Origin of the sequence: Paraburkholderia bengalensis, from assembly GCF_037126505.1 — a bacterium.
In the GTDB taxonomy this organism is placed as follows: Bacteria; Pseudomonadota; Gammaproteobacteria; order Burkholderiales; family Burkholderiaceae; genus Paraburkholderia; species Paraburkholderia bengalensis.
On the sequence record NZ_JACFYJ010000119.1, the window covers coordinates 1 to 20,465 of the forward strand.

Here is a 20,465-nt window from a genome sequence, read left to right on the forward strand (position 1 = left end):
CCACGTATTGCAGATGCCGATGATCGGCTTGCCGGCGAATTCGTGATCGGGAATGCCCTGGTTCTTCATCCAGCTGCGGTACATGAAGCCGTTCTTGTCGGCGGTGCCGAACCAGGCGGCGGAGCGCAGTTTGCGGGGTTGGTCAGTCATGGTGTCTCGGTGATTAATGTGCTCTCGATAGTATTACTATATAGAACAATCGCCCGATTGCAGGAATGAGTACTTTCCGTGACGCTGTGGCATGAAATATTCCTAATGCTTTTTCGTATCTGCCTAAAACGTGCGGGAATACGGACTTTCAGACGCCACCTGACAATGAATAGCATTATGATTCGCTGCTCGAACGTGGGGAAAACGCTAATCGAAGGCGCGGCGTAACGCACATATAGTTTGGCTATAAGTAAAAATCAGACGCGTTAACCACGTTGCCTGGCTTTGACACCGGACAGGTGGGCGCGCCGGGTGTCCGTCAGAAGCGATTACCGGACAGCAACCGCCCGAACATGGTTTCCAGATTGATTGTCAGTTGCCCTTTTTGCAGCAGCTAGAGGTGGCGCAAGTCTGTGCCGTCGCGTCAGCGCCGTCGTCGCGTACGTGCAGGGTTGCGCCGGGAAAACAACCACATCGGAGACGTAACATGAAAGTCGCCACGCGCCTTGCGGTCGGGCTCATCGGAGCCGCGCTCGCCATTGGGGCCAGCATCAACAGCTTTGCCGGGGACAAACAGATCACCTTGGGTTTCTCGCAGGTCGGCGCCGAAAGCGCATGGCGCACGGCAAATACCGTATCAGTGAAATCGGCGGCGAAAGATGCCGGTATCAACCTGAAGTTCTCGGACGCGCAGCAGAAACAGGAAAACCAGATCAAGGCGATCCGCTCGTTCATCGCGCAGAAGGTGGACGTAATTGCGTTCTCGCCCGTCGTCGAGTCGGGCTGGGAGCCCGTTCTGACGGAAGCGAAAAACGCCAAGATTCCCGTCATTCTCACGGACCGTTCGATCGACGTGAAAGACTCGTCGCTTTACGTGACGATGATCGGCTCTGACTTCCTCGAAGAAGGACGGCGCGCGGGCCGCTGGCTCGAAGAGCGCTACAAGAACGATGCCGGTCCGATCAACATCGCCGAGCTGCAGGGCACGGTCGGCTCCGCACCGGCGAACGACCGTCATGCGGGCCTGATCGAAGTGATCAAGAACGATCCGAAGTTCAAGATCATCGCGTCGCAAAGCGGCGACTTCACGCTGGCGGGCGGCAAGCAGGTGATGGAGGCTTTCGCGAAGACCTACGGCAAGCAGATCAACGTGGTCTACGCGCATAACGACGACATGGCGCTCGGTGCGATCCAGGCGATGGAAGAAGCGGGCATCAAGCCGGGCAAGGACGTGAGCGTGGTGTCGTTCGACGCGACCAAGGGCGGCTTCGAAGCGATGATCGCCGGCAAGATCAATGTCGACGTCGAATGCAGCCCGCTGCTCGGACCGCAACTCATGACGGCCGTGAAGGACGTCGCCGCGGGCAAGCAGGTGCCCAAGCGCATCGTGACCAACGAGACCGTGTTCCCGATGAACGTCGCCGCGCAGATTCTGCCGCAGCGCAAGTACTGAACGGCGGCCGTGCCGCAAGCGTCCGGAGCGTCTTCGTGATGAAGGCGCACCGGATTTCATACCGTCATCGCGACACGTCCATGGCACGCTCACGTCACGCATATGGCCGCACAACCGCTGCTTGAAACCATCGGTATCAGCAAGGCGTTTCCGGGCGTGAAAGCGCTCTCGGGCGTCGACTTTCGTCTCTTTCCGGGCGAAATCCATTCGTTGATGGGGCAAAACGGCGCGGGCAAATCCACGCTCATCAACGTCCTCACAGGCGTGCACGAACACGACGCCGGCGAGATTCGTCTCGCGGGCGAGCCCGTGCGCTTCGCGACGCCGCTCGAAGCGGAAGCCGCCGGCATTCAGACGCTCTATCAGGAAATCAATCTGTGCCCCAACCTGTCCGTCGCGGAGAACATCTTCGCCGGGCGGCAGCCGATGCGGCGCGGCATGATCGACTGGAAAGCGATCCACGCGCGCGCGCAAGCCGTGCTCGCGGGGCTGAACGTCTCGCTCGACGTCACCAAATCCCTCGACGCGTATCCCATCGCCGTGCAGCAGATGGTCGCCATCGGGCGTGCCGTTTCTGTGAAGGCACGCGTGCTGATACTCGACGAACCGACCTCGAGTCTCGACGACGGCGAAGTGGCACGGCTCTTCGACGTGCTGCGCCAGCTCAAGCAATCAGGCATCGCGATCCTGTTCGTCACGCATTTTCTCGAACAGACGTATGCGATCTCCGACCGCATCACGGTGATGCGCAACGGTGAGCGCGAGGGCGAATATCATGCGCGCGATTTGCCCGTCGAGCAGCTCGTCGCGAAGATGATCGGCCACAACCGGATGACGGAGCGCCTGAAAAGCGGCGCGCCCGAGACGCCGCAGCAGCAGGCCAGCAGCGAACCATTTCTGTCGATCCAGGGCGTCGCCCGACGCGGCGTGATGAATCCCATCGACCTCGACGTGCAGCCCGGCCAGATCCTCGGCCTCGCGGGCCTGCTCGGCTCCGGACGCACGGAGACGGCGCGCCTGCTGTTCGGCGTCGAAAAAACCGACGCGGGCACGATGAACGTCGAAGGCAAGAACGTGAAGCTCAGTTCGCCGCACGATGCAGTGCGCCACGGCATCGGTTATTGCCCGGAAGACCGCAAGAAGGAAGGCATCGTGGCGGCGCTGTCGGTGCGCGAGAACATCATTCTCGCGCTGCAGGCGCGGCGCGGCTGGCTGCGCGCGATTGGCCGCGCGAAGCAGCGCGAGATCGCCGATGCGTACATCAAGCAGCTCGGCATCAAGGCGCACGACGCCGAACAGCAGATCGGCCTGCTGTCGGGCGGCAACCAGCAGAAAGTCGTGCTCGCGCGTTGGCTCGTCACGGAACCGAAGATGCTGATACTCGACGAACCCACGCGCGGCATCGACGTCGCCGCCAAGTTCGAGATCATGGACCGCGTGCTGGCGTTGTGCGCGAAAGGCCTCGCGATCCTGTTCATCTCGTCCGAAGTGGGCGAGGTGGTGCGCGTGAGCCATCGCATCGCGGTACTGCGCGACCGCCGCAAGATCGCGGACGTGACGGGCAGCGCGATATCCGAAGACCAGGTGTACCGGTTGATCGCGGGAGGAAGCGAATGAACCCCGCAACGAGCCCCGAAGAGAAACCAGTCATGAAGCGGGTCAAGGCATTGTTCGGGCATCAGCTCGTGTGGCCAGCGTTGACGCTGATCGTGCTGTTCGTCATCGACGTCATCCACCGCGCGAACTTCCTGTCGATCGTGATGCTCGACGGGCATCTGTTCGGCGCACCTATCGACATCCTCAACCGCGCCGCGCCGCTCGTGATTGTCTCGTTGGGCATGACACTCGTGATCGCGACACGCGGCATCGACATTTCAGTGGGCGCGATCGTCGCGATCGCAGGCGCGGCCGCCGCCGTCGTGCTGGCTGACGATCCGTCGCGCATCGGCATGGCGCTGGGCGCGGCGCTTGCCGTCGGCGTGCTGGCGGGCGTCTGGAACGGCATGCTGGTCGCGTTCGTCGGCATGCAGCCGATCATCGCGACGTTGATCCTGATGGTGGCGGGCCGCGGCGTGGCGCAGCTGCTGACGGGCGGACAGATCATTCCGATCGGCGCGCGCGGCTATCTCGTGTTCGGCGGCGGCTATTTCGCAACCGTGCCGTGTTCCGTCTGGATCGCGCTTGGCGCGACGCTCGCCACCGCGTTGCTCGTCAATCGCACGGCGCTGGGGCTTTTTATCCGCGCGATCGGCGTCAATCCCGTTGCGACGCGGCTCGCGGGTTTGCGCTCGGGCGCGATCGTGTTCAGCGTGTATGTGTTCTCCGGGGTGACCGCGGCGGTTGCCGGCATTCTCACCAGCTCGAACGTGCGCAGCGCGGACGGCAACAACGCGGGCCTGCTGCTCGAACTCGACGCGATACTGGCCGTGACGCTCGGCGGCACCTCGCTGCTCGGCGGACGCTTCAGCCTGACGGGCACGGTGCTCGGCGCGCTCATCATCCAGACGCTCACCTACACGACCTACTCGATCGGCGTGCCACCCGAAGCGACGCTCGTCGTGAAAGCCATCGTCGTGCTGTTCGTGAGCGTGATCCAGTCGAGCGTCGCGCGCGCGATGCTCGCGCGTCATCTGTTGCGCGCCTTTGCGTTCGTCAAGGCGCGGCCGCTTACCGGGACTCCAGAATGAACAATATGCTCGGCCGGCTGCTCGATCCGCGCACGCTGCCCATCGTGGTGACCATCGTGCTGTTCGCCGTGCTGTTCGGCTTCGGCTCGGTGATGTACACAGGCTTCTTCTCGCTGCAGGTGCTGCTTGGCCTGCTCGTCGACAACGCGTTTTTGCTGATCGTCGCGGTCGGCATGACACTCGTGATCGTGTCGGGCGGCATCGATCTGTCCGTCGGCTCCGTCGTCGCGCTCACGACGATCCTCTGCGCGATCGGCGCCGAACGCCTGCACTGGCCCGTCTGGGTCATCGCGCCGCTCGTGCTCGCGTTCGGCGCGCTCTACGGCGCGGCGATGGGCGCGTTGATCCACTTCTTCCGCTTGCAGCCGTTCATCGTGACGCTGGCGGGCATGTTCCTCGCGCGCGGCGCCTGCTTTCTGATCACCACGCAGTCGATTACGATCAACGAATCGACCTTTCACGCGATGGCAGGCTTCAGCGTGCCGATCGGCGGCGCCTCGCTGACATCGGGCGCGCTGATCGCGTTGCTGACGCTTGCCGTGGCCATCTATGTCGCGCACTTCACGCGCTTTGGCCGCAATGTCTATGCGCTCGGCGGCAACGAACGTTCGGCGCTGCTGATGGGCTTGCCCGTTGCCCGCACGCGCATCGGCGTGTATGCCGTCAGCGGCTTCTGCTCGGCGCTCGGCGGTTTCGTGTTCACGCTGTACGTGCTCTCGGGCTATGGCTTGCAGGCGCAAGGCATGGAGCTCGATGCGATCGCCGCGACCGTGATCGGCGGGACGCTGCTCACGGGCGGCGTCGGTTACGTCATCGGCTCGGTGTTCGGCGTCGGCATACTCGGCACGATCCAGACACTGATCACCTTCGACGGCACGCTCAGTTCGTGGTGGACGCGTATCGTGATCGGCGCGCTGTTGTGCGCGTTCTGTCTGCTCCAGCGCATCATCGAGCGGCATGCGGCGCGGCGCAGATCGGGCGGCACGGGCCTCGGCGCGAGCGCGGCGAAACACGCCGACAAGCCGGCGACGGCGCCCGGCGCGGGCACCATCGACCTCGCGAAGATGGCGCCGACTACCTTGAGGCGGTCGTAATGCGGCGAGGCGCGCTGCCCAGACGCGCGGTGCGTTCGCCCGCGAGCCGGCGTTTTCGATTCCATGACGTGACCTTCCAATAGCCGGACTAGTAACGGGTATACATGGGCTAGATGGTGCAACCGCGTTGCACTAACATTTTTGCGGTATCGCAGGGCGCACATCGAGCGCGTCTGGATTGGGGTCGACGTCTTCCCTCCACATTCCCGCGCTGCCCAGCGCACTCCCGGTGCCGCCAAGCATCTGCACGCGATCGACGCAAAGTCGACCACATCGACCAACGAAGAAGAGAAACGGAGGAAGAGATGGCACAGCAACGCGATGACGACCAGGAAAACAACCGCACCGGTTTCAGCGCGGCGCGGCGGGGACTGATGCAGGGCACGGGACTAGGCGCAGCGCTTTCGCTGATGGGCGCGCTCACCGGCGCGGGCGGGCTGATCGGCACCGCGCAGGCAGCGGAGGCGGCTTTTCCGTCGCACAAGAAGTGGAAGGTCGTGTTCGTCAATCACGTCACCACCAATCCGTTCTTCGTACCCACGCAGTACGGTATTCAGGATGCATGCTCGCTGCTCGGGATGGACTATCAGTGGACGGGCTCGGCAACGTCCGATGCTGGCGAGATGGTCCGCGCCGTGAACTCCGCGATTGCCGCAAAGGCCGACGCCATCGCTGTGCCCATCGTCGATCCGGGCGCCTTCGACAAGCCGATCCAGGCCGCGCTCGACGCAGGGATTCCCGTGTTCGCCTATAACGCCGATGCGCCGCGCGGCAAGAAGAATCCGCGCCTCGCCTACATCGGCCAGGATCTGTATCTGTCCGGCTACCAGATGGGCGAGCGCATCGTGAGCCTGATCGACAGCGGCATGGTCGCGCTGTTCATCGCGACACCGGGGCAGCTCAATATCCAGCCGCGTCTGGACGGTGCGAGCGACGCCATCAAGAAGTCCGGCAAGAAGATCGACATCCAGACGGTCGCCACGGGCGCGACGGTCAACGAAGAGCTATCGAAGATCAAGTCGTTCTATCTGGGCCACCAGGATCTGAAAGGCATGTTCGCCGTCGATGCGGGCAGCACGCAGGGCGTCGCGCAGGTGATGAAGGAATCGAACCTGCCGTCGAAAGGTGTGCACGGCGGCGGCTTCGACCTGCTGCCGACGACCATTCAGCTGATCCACGAGGGCTTCCTCGACTTCACCATCGACCAGCAGCCCTACGTACAGGGCTTCTACACGGTGATGGAGGCGTTCGTATTCCTCGCCTCGGGCGGACTGGTCGGGCCTGCAGACATCAATACCGGCCTGAAATTCGTGACGAAGGACACCGTCGACCCATACCTGAACACGTCGACGCGCTATGAAGGCAAGACCACCAAGCCGCAAATCGTTCCGATGAACGGCGCAATCAAGTCGTGATGAATACAGTGGACGAAACCAGCAAGCTCGAAGCGACCCGCGCGCCCCGGCGCGCGGGCGTTTCATTCGCATCGCACTGGGCGGCCGAATTGCGCATCCTGCTGGTGGCCGTGCTGCTGGCCGCCTATTTCGAGTTCGCGAACCACGATTTCCTGCTCACCAACGCGAGCCTCGTCAACCTTTCGCAGTTCATCGCGCCCGTTGCAATCATCGCGTTCGGCGAAATCATGTTGATGATCGGTGGCGACATCGACCTGTCCGCAGGCATGGTGTTCGCGTTCGCGCCGTTCATGATGGTGTTCGCGAACGACGCAGGCGCGCCGATGTGGCTGGCCGTCATCGCGGGGCTCGTGGCCGCGGCACTCGTCGGCTTCGTGAACGGCGCCGTGACGGTGTGGCTGCGGCTGCCCTCGTTCGTCACGACGCTCGGCACGCTGTTTCTGATCAACGGCATCACGCTCACGGTGTCGCGCGGCACGCCCGCGCCCGCGCCGGGGTCGCCCGCGTTTTCGGCCGTCATGGGCGCGTGGGGCTATAGCGAGATCATCTGGACCGTGGCGATCGCCTTCGCCATGCACGTGCTGCTGCGCATACGCGCTGGGGCCTGCATACGCAGGCCGCGGGCGCGAATCCGCTCGGCGCGAGCGAGGCCGGTATCCATGTGAACCGGCTGCGCCTTGGCAACTTCATCCTTGCCGCGGTGCTCGCGGGCTTCACCGGGATGCTCGAAGCCTTTCGCATTACGTCGATCGATCCGCAGGCGGGCGGCAATCAGATCATGTTTCTCGCCGTGGCCGCCGCTGTGATCGGCGGCACGCCGCTCACGGGCGGCTCGGGCACGATCGTGGGCGGGCTGATCGGCGCGGCGGTGCTCGGCATCCTCAACGACGGCTTCACGCTCATCGGCATCAACGCGTTCACGTTCAATATCATTCTCGGTGGCGCGATTCTGGCGGCGATGATCTTCAACATCCACATCGGGCGCATTCGCCGCAAGGCAGGACGTTAATGGACGAACGGCAGACAGCCTCTCCCAGCGCGAATACCACACCGAGCGCAACGCCCGACTTGCCGCTGGCGCTGCGCGGCGACAGCCTCGTCAAACGATTCGGCGCCGTGACCGCGCTCGACGGCGTTTCGCTCACGCTCGGCAAGGGCGAAATTCTGGGCATCCTCGGCGACAACGGCGCGGGCAAGTCGACGCTCGTCAAGATTCTCACCGGCTTTCACCAGCCAACGGGCGGCACGCTCTACATCGACGGCCAGGAGACGCTGCTTCGCTCGGTCGATCATGCGCGCTCGCTCGGTATCGAATGCGTGTATCAGGATCTCGCGCTCGCGAATTCGCTGAGCATTTACCACAACATGTTCCTGAACCGTGAGATCGTGCGGCGCGGGCCGTTCAGGCTGCTCGATCACAAGCAGATGCGCGAGCGCGCTGCGCAGTGTCTGGACGATATCGGCGTGCATGTGCCTTCCGTGGAATTGCCCGTGGAGCGCCTTTCGGGCGGTCAGCGCCAGGCCATCGCCGTGGCGCGCGCCGTGCATTCCAACGCGAAGATTCTGTTGCTCGACGAGCCGCTCGCCGCGATGGGCGCACGCGAGGCGGGACTCATCATCGATCTTCTGATGCGCCTGAAGGAAAAAGGCGGCCTGTCGATCATCATGATCATGCACAACTACGCGCAGACGCTCGATATCGCCGATCGCATCATGTTGATGCAGCGCGGTCGCGTGACCTATGAGCAAAAAAGCACGCTCACGTCCGTCTCGGAACTCATGGACATCGTGCGGCGCGAATACCGGGCCATGCGCGCCGCCGGAGCGCATTGAGGGCCGCGCCAGCAAGCGCAGACGAAACCAGCGGCGGCGCAACTGCGACGACTAATGACCAAGCCCCGTGCCCGCGATCTGCCGTTCAACGAATTGCGCGAACAGTTGATGCATGCGCGTGGTCGGATGCAGGTCGTCGGCAAACATATAGGTCTGGTCGGCATTGGGTGCGGTGTATGTAGCCGGCGAACATAGCAACGCTGTGTCATCCGGCGTCCGCGATGGATCGCAGGCCTGGCGCGTATTGGAGACCGTGAATCCGTTAGCCTGGAAGTTCGCGAAAATCTGGTTTATCCAGCTGTAGGCATCGACCTGAATGATCTTCCCCTGCAATCCATTGCTTTGCAGCGCGGCGTTCAGGGTGTCGTTGAACAGTTGCGACAACTGTGTAAGGTTCGCCCCGCCGTCGGCCGAGGCAAGCCCTTTGGGCGACAGTCCGATGTTCGGAAGGTTGACGACCACAACATGTGTGGCGCCGTTCTGGACGATCTGCGCGACAAGTTGTGCCAGCGTGGTCGCGGCAGCCTGCACGGTGGGCGCCGCGCCTGGCAGCGGACCCGCGCGAAGCACGTCGTTCGAGCCGGCCCACACGAGCACGAGTTGACCCGCGTTGAAGCCTCCATGCGTCTTCAGATAACTCGCCACCTGCTGATTGACGGGCATTTCGACATTGCCGATCACGTCAGTCAGGAAGTTGTTCAGGTTGGCCGGTGTGGCGACTGTCGAGCCGCCCTCAGCATAACCAAAGCCGCCCTGCGCACTCAATTGATGATCGAAGCCGATCGTGAATGCTGGGCGTAGCGTGTCACCGTAGTATTGCGCGACAAGCTGAGTCCACACCTGTCCGGGATTGGTGGTGAAACGCCCTCCGCCGACCGCGCTGGCAATCGGTGCAAAGGTTCCGACGTCCGACAGGCTGTCGCCGAACGAAACAGTTTGCAGCTGAATGCCGCCCGACGGAGTCTGCGAGCCGCCGCCGCTGCTTCCGCCGCCACCTCCGCCGCACGCCGCAAGCAATGCAATGACCACGGCGAAAATTGCAACGCCTACTCTTTTCGCGCTCGCATGCATGATCGCTCCTCCTTGTCCGGCGCAGCGAAAGCGCCCGAGTGGCCCCCGAGTGGCCCATTTGCCGTCGACAGCAAACGGCTACAGCGCAGAGCAAGCAAGAAGGATGCGAATTGCAGCGACGTGACGGCGAAATCCGCACGTTTGCGGCGGGCGTGGCGCGTAATCGGCGGTCAGTTCGCGCATGCGCCGTGGTTCTGGCTCCGGGCGTCGCAGATGCGACTGTGCGTCAAAGCCTGACGGGCCTTCGACGCACAATTCGCGCGGCAATGAGATAAGCAGATGGCGAGTAGTCTTACGCCGGTTTCCTCGAAACACGCACCAGGAAATACAAGCTGCTGCTATTCACCTCCGAAATAAAGCTGCTTCATGTCCTCTGTCGAGGCTGGGCGAGAGACGGCACGAGCGCCCGATCCCGATGTGCCCGACGTCACACCACCATAACCGGTTGTGCCTTTTTCGCTCCATACGCGCGCCTCTGCCGCCTGGATGTCGACCGGATAAGTTGGATCTTCTCCTCTAGACGGGTCATAGCCCGCCTGCTCCAGCTGCTGCAGTTCAGCACGGACTTGTGCACGCGTGACTGTCGAATCCGTTTGGGAGAATGCAGCGACAGGCAGCGAAAGCGCCAGCGCAGCAGCGGTCGCGATAACAGTTGATCTCATGGTGACCTCCTTCTGGATGCCAGGGTCGCGTGATACGGATGCATGGCTCGACGCTGGCAACCCAAGTCTAGGCATCTAACCCTTCAACTTCGATACGATCGTGGGCGCTTATGGCTCGCGACGCCATCCGTGAATCAAAGACGATCGAGGGAGCAGGAAATCGCATGTCGATACGCACCGTAACCTGCGATACCGCGTTTTTTCGCGCTTCCTTTCTTACGGACTGTCATGCGTGAAAGGCGGCTGTACGGTTGTCAAAAACATCGCAACGCTCATGTTTAACGCTGCGTTTAAAGAGCGCACTGTTCCTCTTCCCGCTGGATTTCCGATGCCGACGGGTCTATAAAGAACGCAAGTGCCTCCCCGAACAACGCCATGATTTCTGGTCTGCATCGGGAGTGACTTTCACAAAAGCAGCTGGATTTTCTATCTACGGTGCGCCGCCTTTCATCGTGCTTGCGGCGCGTCGCTTGGGGCGGTTTATTGAGAGCCCCGCCGCGACAGGACTCTTTTCCTGCGATCGGCACACAGTGACCAAACTCGAAAAAAGCAGTTTTACTTGGCGTATTTTGTCCAACACATGCTGCTCGGATTAGTTGGTTTGGCATCCTTATTTTTATGGCCAGTCATTCAATCTTTAATGCAGGTGAAAAAATGAGACTCCATTTTTCTGTATTACTGGCTGCAACCGCGCTATTCGCCGCATCGAGTGTTGCTTATTCACAGACAATGCAGCCTTCCGGAAATGCCGATCAACCGATGTCACAAAGCTCAATGACGGCGCAACCGCAAATGGCGCAACCTGGCGGTTCGATGAACCGCTACGAGTATGATTCGACGGGACCGCAGCCCGGTGGATCGAGCGGAAGCGGGCGAGCGAGAAACGGCGCGCCATGTGTGGTCGGATTGTCGTGCGACATTTACCAGGGGAGCTGAGCGCGATGAGTGATTCGCGCCGCGATTGCGCCGGCGCGAATCGTATTTGCGGTCAATGAGCCGGTCGTGCGTGTCCGTTGTCGGCTAATGGATGCGCTTCGTCGTATTCGCGCGAGATGTCCTTGTTCGTGTAGTCGCCAAGACGCCAGGCGGCAAACAGGCTGAGCACCGCGCACAACAGAACGTAGCCGGCGATCGCGTAGCCAGAGTGGTAGTACGCGAAGAGCGCAGTCGCGATCAGCGGCGCCGGGCCACCGGCGATCACAGAAGCCAGCTGATAGCCGAGCGACGCCCCGCTATAGCGCAGCCGTCCCGTGAACGACTCCGCAATCAGCGCGGCCTGCGGGCCATACATCATCGAATGAGGCACCAGCGAAAGAACAATCGCCACGAAGATCCACATCGAACTGCGGGTGTCGATCATTGCAAAGTAGACGAAGCCAAAAATGCCTACCGCGGCGGCGCCGATCATGTACATCCGCCGCCGTCCGATCACGTCCGACACGTGCCCAAAGAACGGAATCGTGAAAAATTCCAGCACTGACGCCGCCAGCACCGCCGTGAGCAGCAGGTCGCGCGTCACGCCCAGTGTCGTCACGCCATACGTGAAAACAAACGCCGTGTAGATATAGAACGGCGCCTGTTCCGCCATGCGCGCAAAGGCCGACAGAAGAATATCTTTCGGCTGCCGGCGCAGCACTTCGAGCATCGGCGCCTTTTCGATGCGATGCTCGGCCAACAGCTTCGCGAATATCGGCGTCTCCAGAATGTTCAAGCGGATATACAGACCGATGGCGATCAGCACGATGCTAAGGAAAAATGGAACGCGCCAGCCCCATGTGAGGAAAGCGCTGCCGGAGAGTTCGCTCATGGCGAGCACGGCGAGGTTGGCGATGAACAGACCGGCCGGCACGCCGAACTGCGGCCACGAAGCAACGAAGCCGCGATGCGCGTTCGTGCGCGCCCATTCCATCGACATCAAAACAGAACCGCCCCATTCGCCGCCCACACCCACGCCCTGAATAAAGCGCAGCACGGTCAGTATGATGGCGCCCCAGATGCCGATGCTTGCATAGGTAGGAACGAAAGCCACGGCGAACGTGGCAAATCCCATCAGTAACAACGTGATGATAAGCGTCGCCTTGCGTCCGATCCTGTCGCCGTAGTGGCCGAAAATGGCCGCTCCGACGGGCCTTGCGAGAAAACCGACGGCATAGATCAGGAAAGCCTGGAGCGTGCCAACAAGCGGGTCCGATTGCGGGAAATACAGCTTGGCGAACACCAGACCCGTGACGATGCTGTAAAGGAAGAAGTCGTACCACTCGATCGTCGTGCCGATGGTGCTGGCAACGACTGCACGGCGCAGATGACGCCGGTAATCTTCATCGGAAAGGGGCATGGCCCCTGTTTGCGCGGCAGCCATTTGAACCCCCTAAAAAGGGCAATATCATGTATTGACAGCTTGCATGAGCAGAGGTTCCGGCGGTACATCACGTTGTGAGACATTGGCCCATACGTGGAAAGCCCTAATGGTTAATCCTGTGGCGCGTGGATTGACGGCCTTCTGCATCGGATACCGAACGTATGACGAAAGTATTCAGGCCGCACCTTTGAACGCCTGACGACGCATAATTAATTAAGCGATACTAATCATTTACGAGCACACTCGACAAACCACTATCCGAAGACCCGCGCCCAGGCCGCGCGAATTCGCCGTGCGCGGTCTGCGAAGAGATAGGAGGCGGCTAGCGCCAACAGGCCGGAAACGACACCCGTCGCGACGTGCTCGACAAACGGAAAACGATAGTGGCTGGGATGCGAGTAAGCGTCACCCAAGGCCGTCAGACACCCGACGATGAGTGCATTGCCATAGCGATGTTCGTAGAGTTTCACAGCCGGCGTAAACGTCAACAGTATCGCCAGGAGACCCGTGAACAATCCTGTCTGGAGCGCGATCGTCCAGTGTACGAGGCTCAGGATGTTGCCCCAGCTTCCCGGCATGCAGGTCATGCACGCGCTGGTAGGTTGCCAGAAACGCTGCACAAACAGCTTGAGCCGGTATTTCCAATCGCTTGACATGATGCGCTCCCCGCCGATGCGTCACGTGCGTCACGTGCGTCACTCGCGAATAATACTCCGCGACGGGGTCGACACCTGTTCACGTTACGACGCGAACGACTCGCCCTGCGGGTTCGTTCGTGCGCGCGCTGTTATTTGCCCGGTGCAGCAGTCGGTGACGGAATCACGTCATCACACGCGCTCAGTACGATTTCGGCAGTCCCAGTGCCTTCTCGGCAACGAAGCACAGAATCAGTTGCGGGCTGACGGGCTCAAGGCGGGGAATCCACGCTTTGCACATGTAGCGCTCGGCGTGATACTCCTTCGCGTATCCCATGCCGCCATGCGTGAGAAGCGCCTTTCATGATTTCCCGGCGGACAAGAGCCCGAGCCTTCACGCAAAGTTTCTGATGGCGTGCGACGAAGCAGGGTTCAGCCCGCGAATCGCCCACGAGGCATGGCAGATGGCGAGCATGGTAAGCCTCGTCGCCGCGGGGATGGGTGTGGCGTTACTGCCCGCACAGGACTTCTGTTTTAGGGGAACGTTGACGGGTGGCCGGCCCAGCTCGTCGAGCGGCGGGCCGGCCGTATCTATCTGAATGGTTGGGCACGCGGGATCGCGTACCAGGGATTGGTCAGCGCACCTGCTGTCGTTGAAAAACATGCCGGACGGCCCGCGCAGTCCACCTGGTTGCGATTGCACGAGCGTCTGGCTGTTGCCGCGCTCGATATCGCACCGCTGTATTGTGTCGGGCGACGTCACATCTTCGTGAAAAGTCTCATTTATATCGGTTTACTAATTAATAATGACTATTCGATGCGGAACGAAAACGGTCCACGCCCTGGTTATCGATGCAGTACTGAACGTATCGAACATCTTCGCGTATCGAACGCGGTAGAGCGCATGGGAAGCATTGGCTTTGGTACGGTGCATGCACTAAGTGATTCTTATGATCGCGAGGCTGGCACAATCGGCCTTACGGGGATCGTTGTAGATGTACTTCACAACATTCTCAAATAAGGCCGAATCTCCATGACGGAATGCACTCGCGTTAGCACCCGGTTGCATAAAGCTCGATAAACAATTTTTGAACCGCTAGCCCGCGCACCGCGCTAAGTCACCTTTACGGCTCATGAGAAGTGCGATCCGCCGTGCGGCTGGAAAGCCTTTCGTGCATCGTCTAGGCTGATTGGTAGAAACAGCCGGATTGGCAAGGTCATCAGCCCGATTCCGGCCGCGAGCACCAATGTTTGTACCTGCTACAGAATAGGCAAGCCGCGAGCACTCAACGTTGCCAGCGGGATGGCATCGTCGATTTGACTGGACGTGCGTCGCACAATTCGTCGCATCCGCCATAAAGAACGCTACGAGGTCGCACATGTCCGTCTTTCTCGAAGTCGAGCACGTCACCACTTATCGCTACCATCGTCCGGTGGAGTTCTCCCCGCATCGCGTGATGTTCCGTCCGCGCGCCGCGCATGATATCCGCGTGCTGTCGGCCACGCTGGCCGCGTCACCGCACAGCATCCAATACTGGATGCAGGACGTGTTTTCCAATTCGGTTGCGATCGTTGAACCGCGAGTGCCCGCCGACACGCTGGAGCTTCGCGCGCACTTCGTAATCGAGCACTTCGGCGTCAGGAATCTGGAGTTGCCAGTGGCGCCCGAAGCCGAGAACTATCCGTTTCAGTACACTGTCGACGATCAGCTCGATCTGACCCCCTTCCTGCCGCCGCAATATCCAGACGATCAGCCCATACTGCGTGACTGGGTAGCGCAGTTTCTTCCCCGGCGCGGCACCACGCACACACGTGACATCCTGGCCAATATGAACGCCGCCATCCGCAGCGACTTCGAGTACCAGTCGCGTGACGCCGTGGGCACCCAGCCGCCGTCCGAGACGTTGAACCGGCGCAGCGGTACTTGCCGTGATTTCGCGCTGCTGATGATGGAGGCCGTGCGGGGACTGGGATTGGCCGCGCGCTTCGTGTCAGGGTATCTGTACGACCAGGTGCTCGACACGCCGGCCCCGCCGCCCGTCCGCAACACGGGACTGCAGCAGGGCGCGAAACAGATCGAAAGCCGCGACGAGCCACTCGTGGTCGGCGCGGGCGCGACCCACGCGTGGCTGCATGTCTTCTTGCCGGGCGCTGGCTGGGTGCCTTACGACCCGACCAACTCGCTCGTCGGCGGCACGGACCTGATCCGGGTGGCATTTACGCGAAAACCCGAACAGGCCGCGCCCGTGTCGGGCTCGTGGTTCGGCGCCGCGCAAGACTTCATCGGCATGGACGTGAGCGTCAGCGTGCGGCGAATCGAGCAGCCGGCAGAGACCTCGCGGATGAGCGAGCGTTGCGCGCCAAGCCCATTGGTCACCGAGTCCTAATGCGTGACGATCTTGCTCGGCGCAACGTCATGAATCGACTGCTCGCGCGGTGCCCCAGAACGGACTCGTCATGGTATGCATCCAGGCTCCTTCCTTCCGTAGACGGCCAATCAAACGTCGGACATCCGTTATTTCGACTTTTCTTGAAATATCAAATCGAAGCTTGTAAAGTGTCCTGATGGACACGATCAACGCCGTACGCGTGCTGGGTGCGCTGGCTCACGAATCCCGTCTCTCGATCTTCCGCACGCTCGTCGTTGCAGGCCCGGAAGGCATCGCCGCGGGTGAAATTGCGCAGCAGTTGGGGATTTCGCCCTCCAGCCTGTCGTTCCACCTCAAAGACCTCACACACGCCGAACTGGTGAGCCCGCGACAGGAGGGCCGTTTCGTCATCTACACCGCGAACTTCGATGCGATGACGTCGCTGATCGGCTTTCTCACCGAAAACTGCTGCGCCGGCGCGCCTTGCGCCGCCAGCGATCTTCCAAACTGCTGCGGAGACGAGACATGAAACGCATGCATATCCACGTCGCGGTCGAGAATCTCGCCGAGAGCATCCGCTTCTACCGCGCGTTGTTCGGCAACGCCGAGCCGACGGTCCTGAAGAGCGATTACTGCAAATGGGAGTTGAGCGATCCCGCCGTGAACTTCGCGATCTCGCAACGCGGCGCGAAGCCGGGTGTCGACCACATCGGCATCCAGGTCGAAACCGATGTGGAACTCGCGGAGATGAACGCCCGTTTCGCCGCCGCCGAAATTCCGGTACAGCACGAGCGCAGCACGACGTGCTGTTACGCGAAGTCTGACAAGGCTTGGACTGTCGATCCGCAAGGCGTGGCCTGGGAAACCTTCCGGACGCTCGAAGCGGCACCTGTCTTTGGACAGTCCCATCACCCGGCGCCTCAGGCTCAGGCATTGACGACGAACGGCTCCCAGGCAGCCTGTTGCACGCCAACCCAGACAACCATTTCATTCAGGCGCCGCACATGAGCGGCACACCGTATTCCGTACTCGTTCTCTGTACGGGCAACAGCGCGCGCAGCATCATGGCCGAAGCATTGTTCAACGTACTCGGCAAAGGAAGGTTTCTGGCGTACAGCGCGGGAAGCCATCCGTCCGGCGAGGTCAATCCGTTCGCAAGCGAGCTATGCGAGGCCTTGGGTTACGACACCGCACGCATGCGCAGCAAGAGTTGGAACGAGTTCGGCGCACCCGGCGCGCCGCAGATGGACTTCGTCATCACCGTATGCGATCAGGCCGCGGGCGAAGTCTGCCCGCTCTGGCCTGGCAAGCCGATCGCGGCGCATTGGGGCTTCGAAGATCCCGCCGCGTTCAACGGAACCGACGATAAAAAACGCGAGGTATTCGACAAGATCTATCGGCAGATCATGAGCCGCGTCGCCCAGTTTGTGAATCTGCCGCTGCATGAAATGGATCACAACGCGATACAACGCGAAATGCGCGCGATCGCCGACCGACGTGCAGAGGACGTCAATGAGCCGCACTGAGGCCCGCGCACACGCGCGCCCGGCCATCGGTTTTTTCGAGCGCTATCTCACGGTATGGGTCGCACTGTGCATCGTGGCGGGCGTGATGCTCGGCCAGCTACTGCCGGGCGCGTTTCAGGCAATCGGGCGCATGGAAGTCGCGCACGTGAACCTGCCCGTCGGCGCGCTGATCTGGGTGATGATCATCCCGATGCTCGTCAAGATCGATTTCTCGGCAATGAGGCAGGTCGGCAGCCAATGGCGCGGCATCGGCGTGACGCTCGCGGTCAACTGGCTCGTCAAGCCTTTCTCGATGGCCGTGCTCGGCTGGTTGTTCATCCGTCATGTGTTCAAGCCGTGGCTGCCCGTCGAGCAGCTCGACAGTTATGTCGCTGGTCTCATCCTGCTTGCCGCCGCACCGTGCACGGCGATGGTGTTCGTGTGGTCGCAGTTGTGCGAGGGCGATCCGTATTTCACGCTGTCGCAGGTGGCGCTCAACGATTCGATCATGATGGTGGCATTCGCGCCGCTCGTTGCGTTGCTGCTGGGGTTGTCCGCGATATCCGTGCCATGGGACACGCTGGTGACTTCTGTGGCGCTCTATATCGTGATCCCTGTCGTGCTGGCGCAACTGCTACGACGTGGGCTACTGCGTCAGGGCGAAGCGCATTTTCGCAGTGTCGTGACGCGTCTCGGCCCCTGGTCGATCTGCGCATTGCTCGCGACCCTCGTTCTGCTGTTCGCGTTCCAGGGACAGCAGATCGCCGCACAGCCGCTCGTAATCGCGATGCTCGCCGTGCCGATCCTCATTCAGGTGTTCCTGAACTCAGGACTGGCGTACCTGCTCAATCGTCGATTGGGCGTCGCGCATGAAGTCGCGGGCCCTTCCAGTCTCATCGGCGCAAGCAACTTCTTCGAACTCGCGGTTGCGACGGCAATCAGCCTGTTCGGATTTCACTCGGGTGCGGCGCTCGCAACGGTGGTCGGCGTGCTGATCGAAGTCCCCGTGATGCTGCTGGTCGTCGGCATCGTGAACCGCTCGCAGGCGTGGTACGAATCTGGACAGCGGCAAATCGCGCCCGGCCTCCGCAGAAACTGACGATGCTGCCCGATCTGCCTATCGTCAGCTCGTGACACTCGATACATCGGACCTTGGCAAGCTGACGCCCGCGAAAGCATCGACCCAGATCCCTGCATACCTCGGCAACGTGGCTACCACGGCCCTGGCTACCGCCATTCTCAACCGGCGATAAACCGCACCCGCCGCGACGCTGCTTGCATCCGTCGGCACTTCTGCTCGCGCAGCCATTGCAGCGATGCCTGCACGACCTCGGGTGGCACCTCGTCGAATGACGTGCTCCGAATCAGCGTCTCGCTCGCGGCGATGTCGTTGAACGCTCCCAGCTTGTTCTGCACGGCCGTCAACTCTTTAATGGCGCGACCGTGCCCGCCCTTGATAACGGGTTGAAAAAACTCGAGCAGGTACCTGAGCTTTTTGCCCGCCTTGCGAACATCGTGAAGATCTTCCTCGTGGCTCGCCTCGACGCGTGCTGCGCGCCTGCTTCGCTTTTGAAGTGCACGCTGCGCCGAACGGACGCGCTCCTCGGCGAACGCTCGAATAGGAAGATCGTCGCAACGCGACTGCAGTGAGCTTTGCGCGCGAAGCACGACTTCATTTAAAAATGCCTCGACGTGATCGCTTTTGATCATCGTCTGACTATGCAGTACCGCCTGTGCACGTTTCTCGCGTGCGGCGGCCACGAGCAAATCGATAGAAGCGCCCGACTCCTGGGCGGCTTTCAGCAAATCGCCTACGATGTCCCAATCGCGCGTCTCGCCTGCCACTGCCGCGAGACGCTTGAATTCTTCGGTGGCTTGCACAGTCACTTCTTCTCCCAGGTACGGGGAGTAGGCCCAGTACAATGCACGAAGCTTTCTGAAAGCAACTCGAAGTTGATGAAACCCTTCTACATCGCTATTCGTGGAGAGCTCTCTCGCTCTTTGCACTGCGTCGGCCACTACAGGCGTTGCGAGTGAAGAAAAAGTACTGGCGATCGAACTTGCTTTTGAGAGCGATGAACCGGCCGGGCGCCGGTCGACTTTGAAGAGAGCGTTGAGCCGCGGCAACGGCCAGTCGCCATCCATATCCATTGCAGCCTCAACTCGGACAAAAAAGTTTCGTCCAGACAGTACCATACTCATCTTGAAGCGCGACGATTATTGTGACGCTTTCATGAAATGACTTTTGAAAGCGTGGCGTGTACACTCGGCCTCGCTTACGATATCGCCGCGCGTCTGCAGTTCTGTATCAGGATACTAGCTACGTCAAGCGGCGCCCTACGCTGGCGTATCGCGTGCGCCTCGCAATATGGCTAGAACGCAAGTGGGAGTTCGGTTTGAAAAAACGCGCCACCGTGATCTGTCGCAGAGGTAAGCGAATCCTCCTGGTTGCACGTAGTCGATCAAAGTGGGCTTTGCCGGGCGGAATTCTCAAGCAGGGGGAACACCGTCTCGCGGCCGCCCTTCGCGAACTCAAGGAAGAAACGCGGCTTTCGGGAAAGTCAGTCAAGCACCTCTTCGACTTCCGCGGCAAGCAGAAGCACCATCACGTCTTCTCGTGCGAAATCTCGGATCGCGCGAAGGCTCGGCCGAGCAACGAAATTGCCAAGTGTCGCTGGGTTCATCTGGACAACATCTCCGATCTGATGACCAGCAGGCCGACGACCGATATCGTGAAACTCGTGAGTCAACGGCGCAAGAAGTAGTCCAATTTTCTAGCCGTATATTCCAGCGCTTTTGCGAAAGCAGTAGTTGCAGCCCGCCCTTTTTTGTTTCGCTTTCCATTGAGCCAAGGCGCGCGATAAAAGCGCCAGATGTCCCAGATTGTTCGAAAAGCGCTTCCAGCTGACGCCAGACCTCGGAATGACTGCTCGCGTCGCAACTGCGCAACAGCATCTTGCGCGACACGCTTAGGGGTTTATACTGAGGTCTGTCTCCTCCATGTCTCCTTGATATGGATTCAGCCCGCCACCGCGCGGGCTTTTTCTTTTGCGGATTGCACTATCGTTTGCCGCCTCTGCGGCACGAACCAGGAACTGGTTGGATGAGTGGATAACGATCCACATCGCACCACGCGCGATGGCGGTCATCCTTGCACAGCGGCAAAGTCGGCACGCCGTAAACGCCACGACCCCGCCTTTTGAGGGGCGGGGTCGGGGTTGTTACGTAAGGA

At 61.0% G+C, this 20,465-nt stretch carries 19 protein-coding genes and 2 pseudogenes; 15 read left to right on the top strand and 6 right to left on the bottom strand.

Going from position 1 to position 20,465, the window contains the following annotated elements:
• Positions 1-637 precede the first annotated feature (637 nt).
• The 7 genes and pseudogenes from H3V53_RS37655 to H3V53_RS37685 all read left to right on the top strand — a co-directional run bounded on the left by H3V53_RS37655 (position 638) and on the right by H3V53_RS37685 (position 8,632).
• On the top strand, positions 638-1,603 hold the full coding sequence (locus tag H3V53_RS37655; protein WP_336602169.1) for an ABC transporter substrate-binding protein: 966 nt from the start codon (positions 638-640) through the stop codon (positions 1,601-1,603).
• A 102-nt stretch (positions 1,604-1,705) separates the two neighbouring features.
• A complete protein-coding gene (locus H3V53_RS37660; RefSeq protein ID WP_336602170.1) occupies positions 1,706-3,220 on the top strand; it encodes a sugar ABC transporter ATP-binding protein in 1,515 nt (504 codons plus the stop codon).
• A 32-nt stretch (positions 3,221-3,252) separates the two neighbouring features.
• Complete coding sequence (locus H3V53_RS37665; RefSeq protein WP_336602186.1) at positions 3,253-4,290, top strand: ABC transporter permease; 1,038 nt, start codon at positions 3,253-3,255, stop codon at positions 4,288-4,290.
• Positions 4,287-5,384: a galactofuranose ABC transporter, permease protein YjfF gene (gene yjfF, locus H3V53_RS37670; protein ID WP_336602171.1), complete on the top strand. Its 1,098-nt coding sequence runs from the start codon at positions 4,287-4,289 to the stop codon at positions 5,382-5,384. Before H3V53_RS37665 ends, yjfF begins: the two co-directional genes overlap by 4 nt.
• 305 nt (positions 5,385-5,689) lie before the next feature.
• Positions 5,690-6,799, top strand: a complete 1,110-nt coding sequence (locus H3V53_RS37675) for a substrate-binding domain-containing protein (protein ID WP_054921158.1) — start codon at positions 5,690-5,692, stop codon at positions 6,797-6,799.
• Positions 6,799-7,808: pseudogene (locus H3V53_RS37680) on the top strand (ABC transporter permease). The gene H3V53_RS37675 and the pseudogene H3V53_RS37680 overlap by 1 nt, the downstream one beginning before the upstream one ends.
• Positions 7,808-8,632, top strand: a complete 825-nt coding sequence (locus H3V53_RS37685; RefSeq protein WP_336602172.1) for an ATP-binding cassette domain-containing protein — start codon at positions 7,808-7,810, stop codon at positions 8,630-8,632. Before H3V53_RS37680 ends, H3V53_RS37685 begins: the two are co-directional and overlap by 1 nt.
• 51 nt (positions 8,633-8,683) lie before the next feature.
• Here H3V53_RS37685 and H3V53_RS37690 read toward each other — a convergent pair whose 3' ends face one another.
• The 5 genes and pseudogenes from H3V53_RS37690 to H3V53_RS37710 all read right to left on the bottom strand — a co-directional run.
• Entirely contained in the window at positions 8,684-9,703 is a 1,020-nt protein-coding gene (locus H3V53_RS37690) for an SGNH/GDSL hydrolase family protein (protein ID WP_336602173.1), read from the bottom strand.
• A gap of 338 nt (positions 9,704-10,041) precedes the next feature.
• The gene (locus H3V53_RS37695; protein WP_336602174.1) at positions 10,042-10,365 is read right to left on the bottom strand and encodes a DUF4148 domain-containing protein; all 324 of its coding nucleotides are present in this window, start codon (positions 10,363-10,365) and stop codon (positions 10,042-10,044) included.
• A 988-nt stretch (positions 10,366-11,353) separates the two neighbouring features.
• A complete protein-coding gene (locus H3V53_RS37700) occupies positions 11,354-12,724 on the bottom strand; it encodes an MFS transporter (RefSeq protein WP_336602175.1) in 1,371 nt (456 codons plus the stop codon).
• A gap of 254 nt (positions 12,725-12,978) precedes the next feature.
• The gene (locus H3V53_RS37705; protein WP_336602176.1) at positions 12,979-13,380 is read right to left on the bottom strand and encodes a hypothetical protein; all 402 of its coding nucleotides are present in this window, start codon (positions 13,378-13,380) and stop codon (positions 12,979-12,981) included.
• A gap of 181 nt (positions 13,381-13,561) precedes the next feature.
• A pseudogene (locus H3V53_RS37710) lies at positions 13,562-13,717 on the bottom strand (acyl-CoA dehydrogenase family protein); the annotation flags it as partial.
• On the opposite strand from H3V53_RS37710, the gene H3V53_RS37715 reads away from it, so the two are divergent.
• The 7 genes from H3V53_RS37715 (at position 13,695) to arsB (ending at position 18,332) form a co-directional block, all read left to right on the top strand.
• Positions 13,695-13,958, top strand: a complete 264-nt coding sequence (locus H3V53_RS37715; RefSeq protein ID WP_419539702.1) for a LysR substrate-binding domain-containing protein — start codon at positions 13,695-13,697, stop codon at positions 13,956-13,958. The pseudogene H3V53_RS37710 and the gene H3V53_RS37715 sit on opposite strands and share 23 nt — an antisense overlap.
• A 32-nt stretch (positions 13,959-13,990) precedes the next feature.
• Positions 13,991-14,380 carry a hypothetical protein gene (locus H3V53_RS37720; protein WP_336602178.1) on the top strand — a complete coding sequence of 130 codons (390 nt, stop codon included), beginning with the start codon at positions 13,991-13,993 and terminating at the stop codon, positions 14,378-14,380.
• Between the two features lie 358 nt (positions 14,381-14,738).
• On the top strand, positions 14,739-15,746 hold the full coding sequence (locus H3V53_RS37725) for a transglutaminase family protein (protein ID WP_336602179.1): 1,008 nt from the start codon (positions 14,739-14,741) through the stop codon (positions 15,744-15,746).
• A 178-nt stretch (positions 15,747-15,924) separates the two neighbouring features.
• The gene (locus tag H3V53_RS37730) at positions 15,925-16,257 is read left to right on the top strand and encodes an ArsR/SmtB family transcription factor (RefSeq protein ID WP_336602180.1); all 333 of its coding nucleotides are present in this window, start codon (positions 15,925-15,927) and stop codon (positions 16,255-16,257) included.
• Positions 16,254-16,736, top strand: a complete 483-nt coding sequence (locus H3V53_RS37735) for an ArsI/CadI family heavy metal resistance metalloenzyme (protein WP_336602181.1) — start codon at positions 16,254-16,256, stop codon at positions 16,734-16,736. The genes H3V53_RS37730 and H3V53_RS37735 overlap by 4 nt, the downstream gene beginning before the upstream one ends.
• Positions 16,733-17,254, top strand: a complete 522-nt coding sequence (locus H3V53_RS37740) for an arsenate reductase ArsC (RefSeq protein WP_336602182.1) — start codon at positions 16,733-16,735, stop codon at positions 17,252-17,254. Before H3V53_RS37735 ends, H3V53_RS37740 begins: the two co-directional genes overlap by 4 nt.
• Positions 17,241-18,332 carry an ACR3 family arsenite efflux transporter gene (gene arsB, locus H3V53_RS37745; protein ID WP_336602183.1) on the top strand — a complete coding sequence of 364 codons (1,092 nt, stop codon included), beginning with the start codon at positions 17,241-17,243 and terminating at the stop codon, positions 18,330-18,332. The genes H3V53_RS37740 and arsB overlap by 14 nt, the downstream gene beginning before the upstream one ends.
• A 140-nt stretch (positions 18,333-18,472) precedes the next feature.
• Here arsB and H3V53_RS37750 read toward each other — a convergent pair whose 3' ends face one another.
• Complete coding sequence (locus tag H3V53_RS37750) at positions 18,473-19,384, bottom strand: CHAD domain-containing protein (RefSeq protein ID WP_336602184.1); 912 nt, start codon at positions 19,382-19,384, stop codon at positions 18,473-18,475.
• A gap of 245 nt (positions 19,385-19,629) precedes the next feature.
• Between H3V53_RS37750 and H3V53_RS37755 the strand changes: the two genes are divergently transcribed.
• Positions 19,630-19,998 (top strand): NUDIX hydrolase, encoded by a 369-nt coding sequence (locus H3V53_RS37755; RefSeq protein WP_336602185.1) that lies wholly within the window; start codon positions 19,630-19,632, stop codon positions 19,996-19,998.
• Positions 19,999-20,465: the final 467 nt, after the last annotated feature.

What these genes read in the sequence shown, in the direction of transcription:
- H3V53_RS37675 (WP_054921158.1), top strand. Translation starts at nt 5,690, where the DNA reads ATGGCACAGCAACGCGATGACGACCAGGAAAACAACCGCACCGGTTTC.
- H3V53_RS37730 (WP_336602180.1), top strand. Translation starts at nt 15,925, where the DNA reads ATGGACACGATCAACGCCGTACGCGTGCTGGGTGCGCTGGCTCACGAA.
- H3V53_RS37665 (WP_336602186.1), top strand. Translation starts at nt 3,253, where the DNA reads ATGAAGCGGGTCAAGGCATTGTTCGGGCATCAGCTCGTGTGGCCAGCG.
- arsB (WP_336602183.1), top strand. Translation starts at nt 17,241, where the DNA reads ATGAGCCGCACTGAGGCCCGCGCACACGCGCGCCCGGCCATCGGTTTT.
- H3V53_RS37725 (WP_336602179.1), top strand. Translation starts at nt 14,739, where the DNA reads ATGTCCGTCTTTCTCGAAGTCGAGCACGTCACCACTTATCGCTACCAT.
- H3V53_RS37660 (WP_336602170.1), top strand. Translation starts at nt 1,706, where the DNA reads ATGGCCGCACAACCGCTGCTTGAAACCATCGGTATCAGCAAGGCGTTT.
- H3V53_RS37655 (WP_336602169.1), top strand. Translation starts at nt 638, where the DNA reads ATGAAAGTCGCCACGCGCCTTGCGGTCGGGCTCATCGGAGCCGCGCTC.
- H3V53_RS37700 (WP_336602175.1), bottom strand. Translation starts at nt 12,724, where the DNA reads ATGGCTGCCGCGCAAACAGGGGCCATGCCCCTTTCCGATGAAGATTAC.
- H3V53_RS37740 (WP_336602182.1), top strand. Translation starts at nt 16,733, where the DNA reads ATGAGCGGCACACCGTATTCCGTACTCGTTCTCTGTACGGGCAACAGC.
- H3V53_RS37715 (WP_419539702.1), top strand. Translation starts at nt 13,695, where the DNA reads ATGCCGCCATGCGTGAGAAGCGCCTTTCATGATTTCCCGGCGGACAAG.
- H3V53_RS37685 (WP_336602172.1), top strand. Translation starts at nt 7,808, where the DNA reads ATGGACGAACGGCAGACAGCCTCTCCCAGCGCGAATACCACACCGAGC.
- H3V53_RS37690 (WP_336602173.1), bottom strand. Translation starts at nt 9,703, where the DNA reads ATGCATGCGAGCGCGAAAAGAGTAGGCGTTGCAATTTTCGCCGTGGTC.
- H3V53_RS37735 (WP_336602181.1), top strand. Translation starts at nt 16,254, where the DNA reads ATGAAACGCATGCATATCCACGTCGCGGTCGAGAATCTCGCCGAGAGC.
- H3V53_RS37750 (WP_336602184.1), bottom strand. Translation starts at nt 19,384, where the DNA reads ATGGATATGGATGGCGACTGGCCGTTGCCGCGGCTCAACGCTCTCTTC.
- H3V53_RS37695 (WP_336602174.1), bottom strand. Translation starts at nt 10,365, where the DNA reads ATGAGATCAACTGTTATCGCGACCGCTGCTGCGCTGGCGCTTTCGCTG.
- H3V53_RS37705 (WP_336602176.1), bottom strand. Translation starts at nt 13,380, where the DNA reads ATGTCAAGCGATTGGAAATACCGGCTCAAGCTGTTTGTGCAGCGTTTC.
- yjfF (WP_336602171.1), top strand. Translation starts at nt 4,287, where the DNA reads ATGAACAATATGCTCGGCCGGCTGCTCGATCCGCGCACGCTGCCCATC.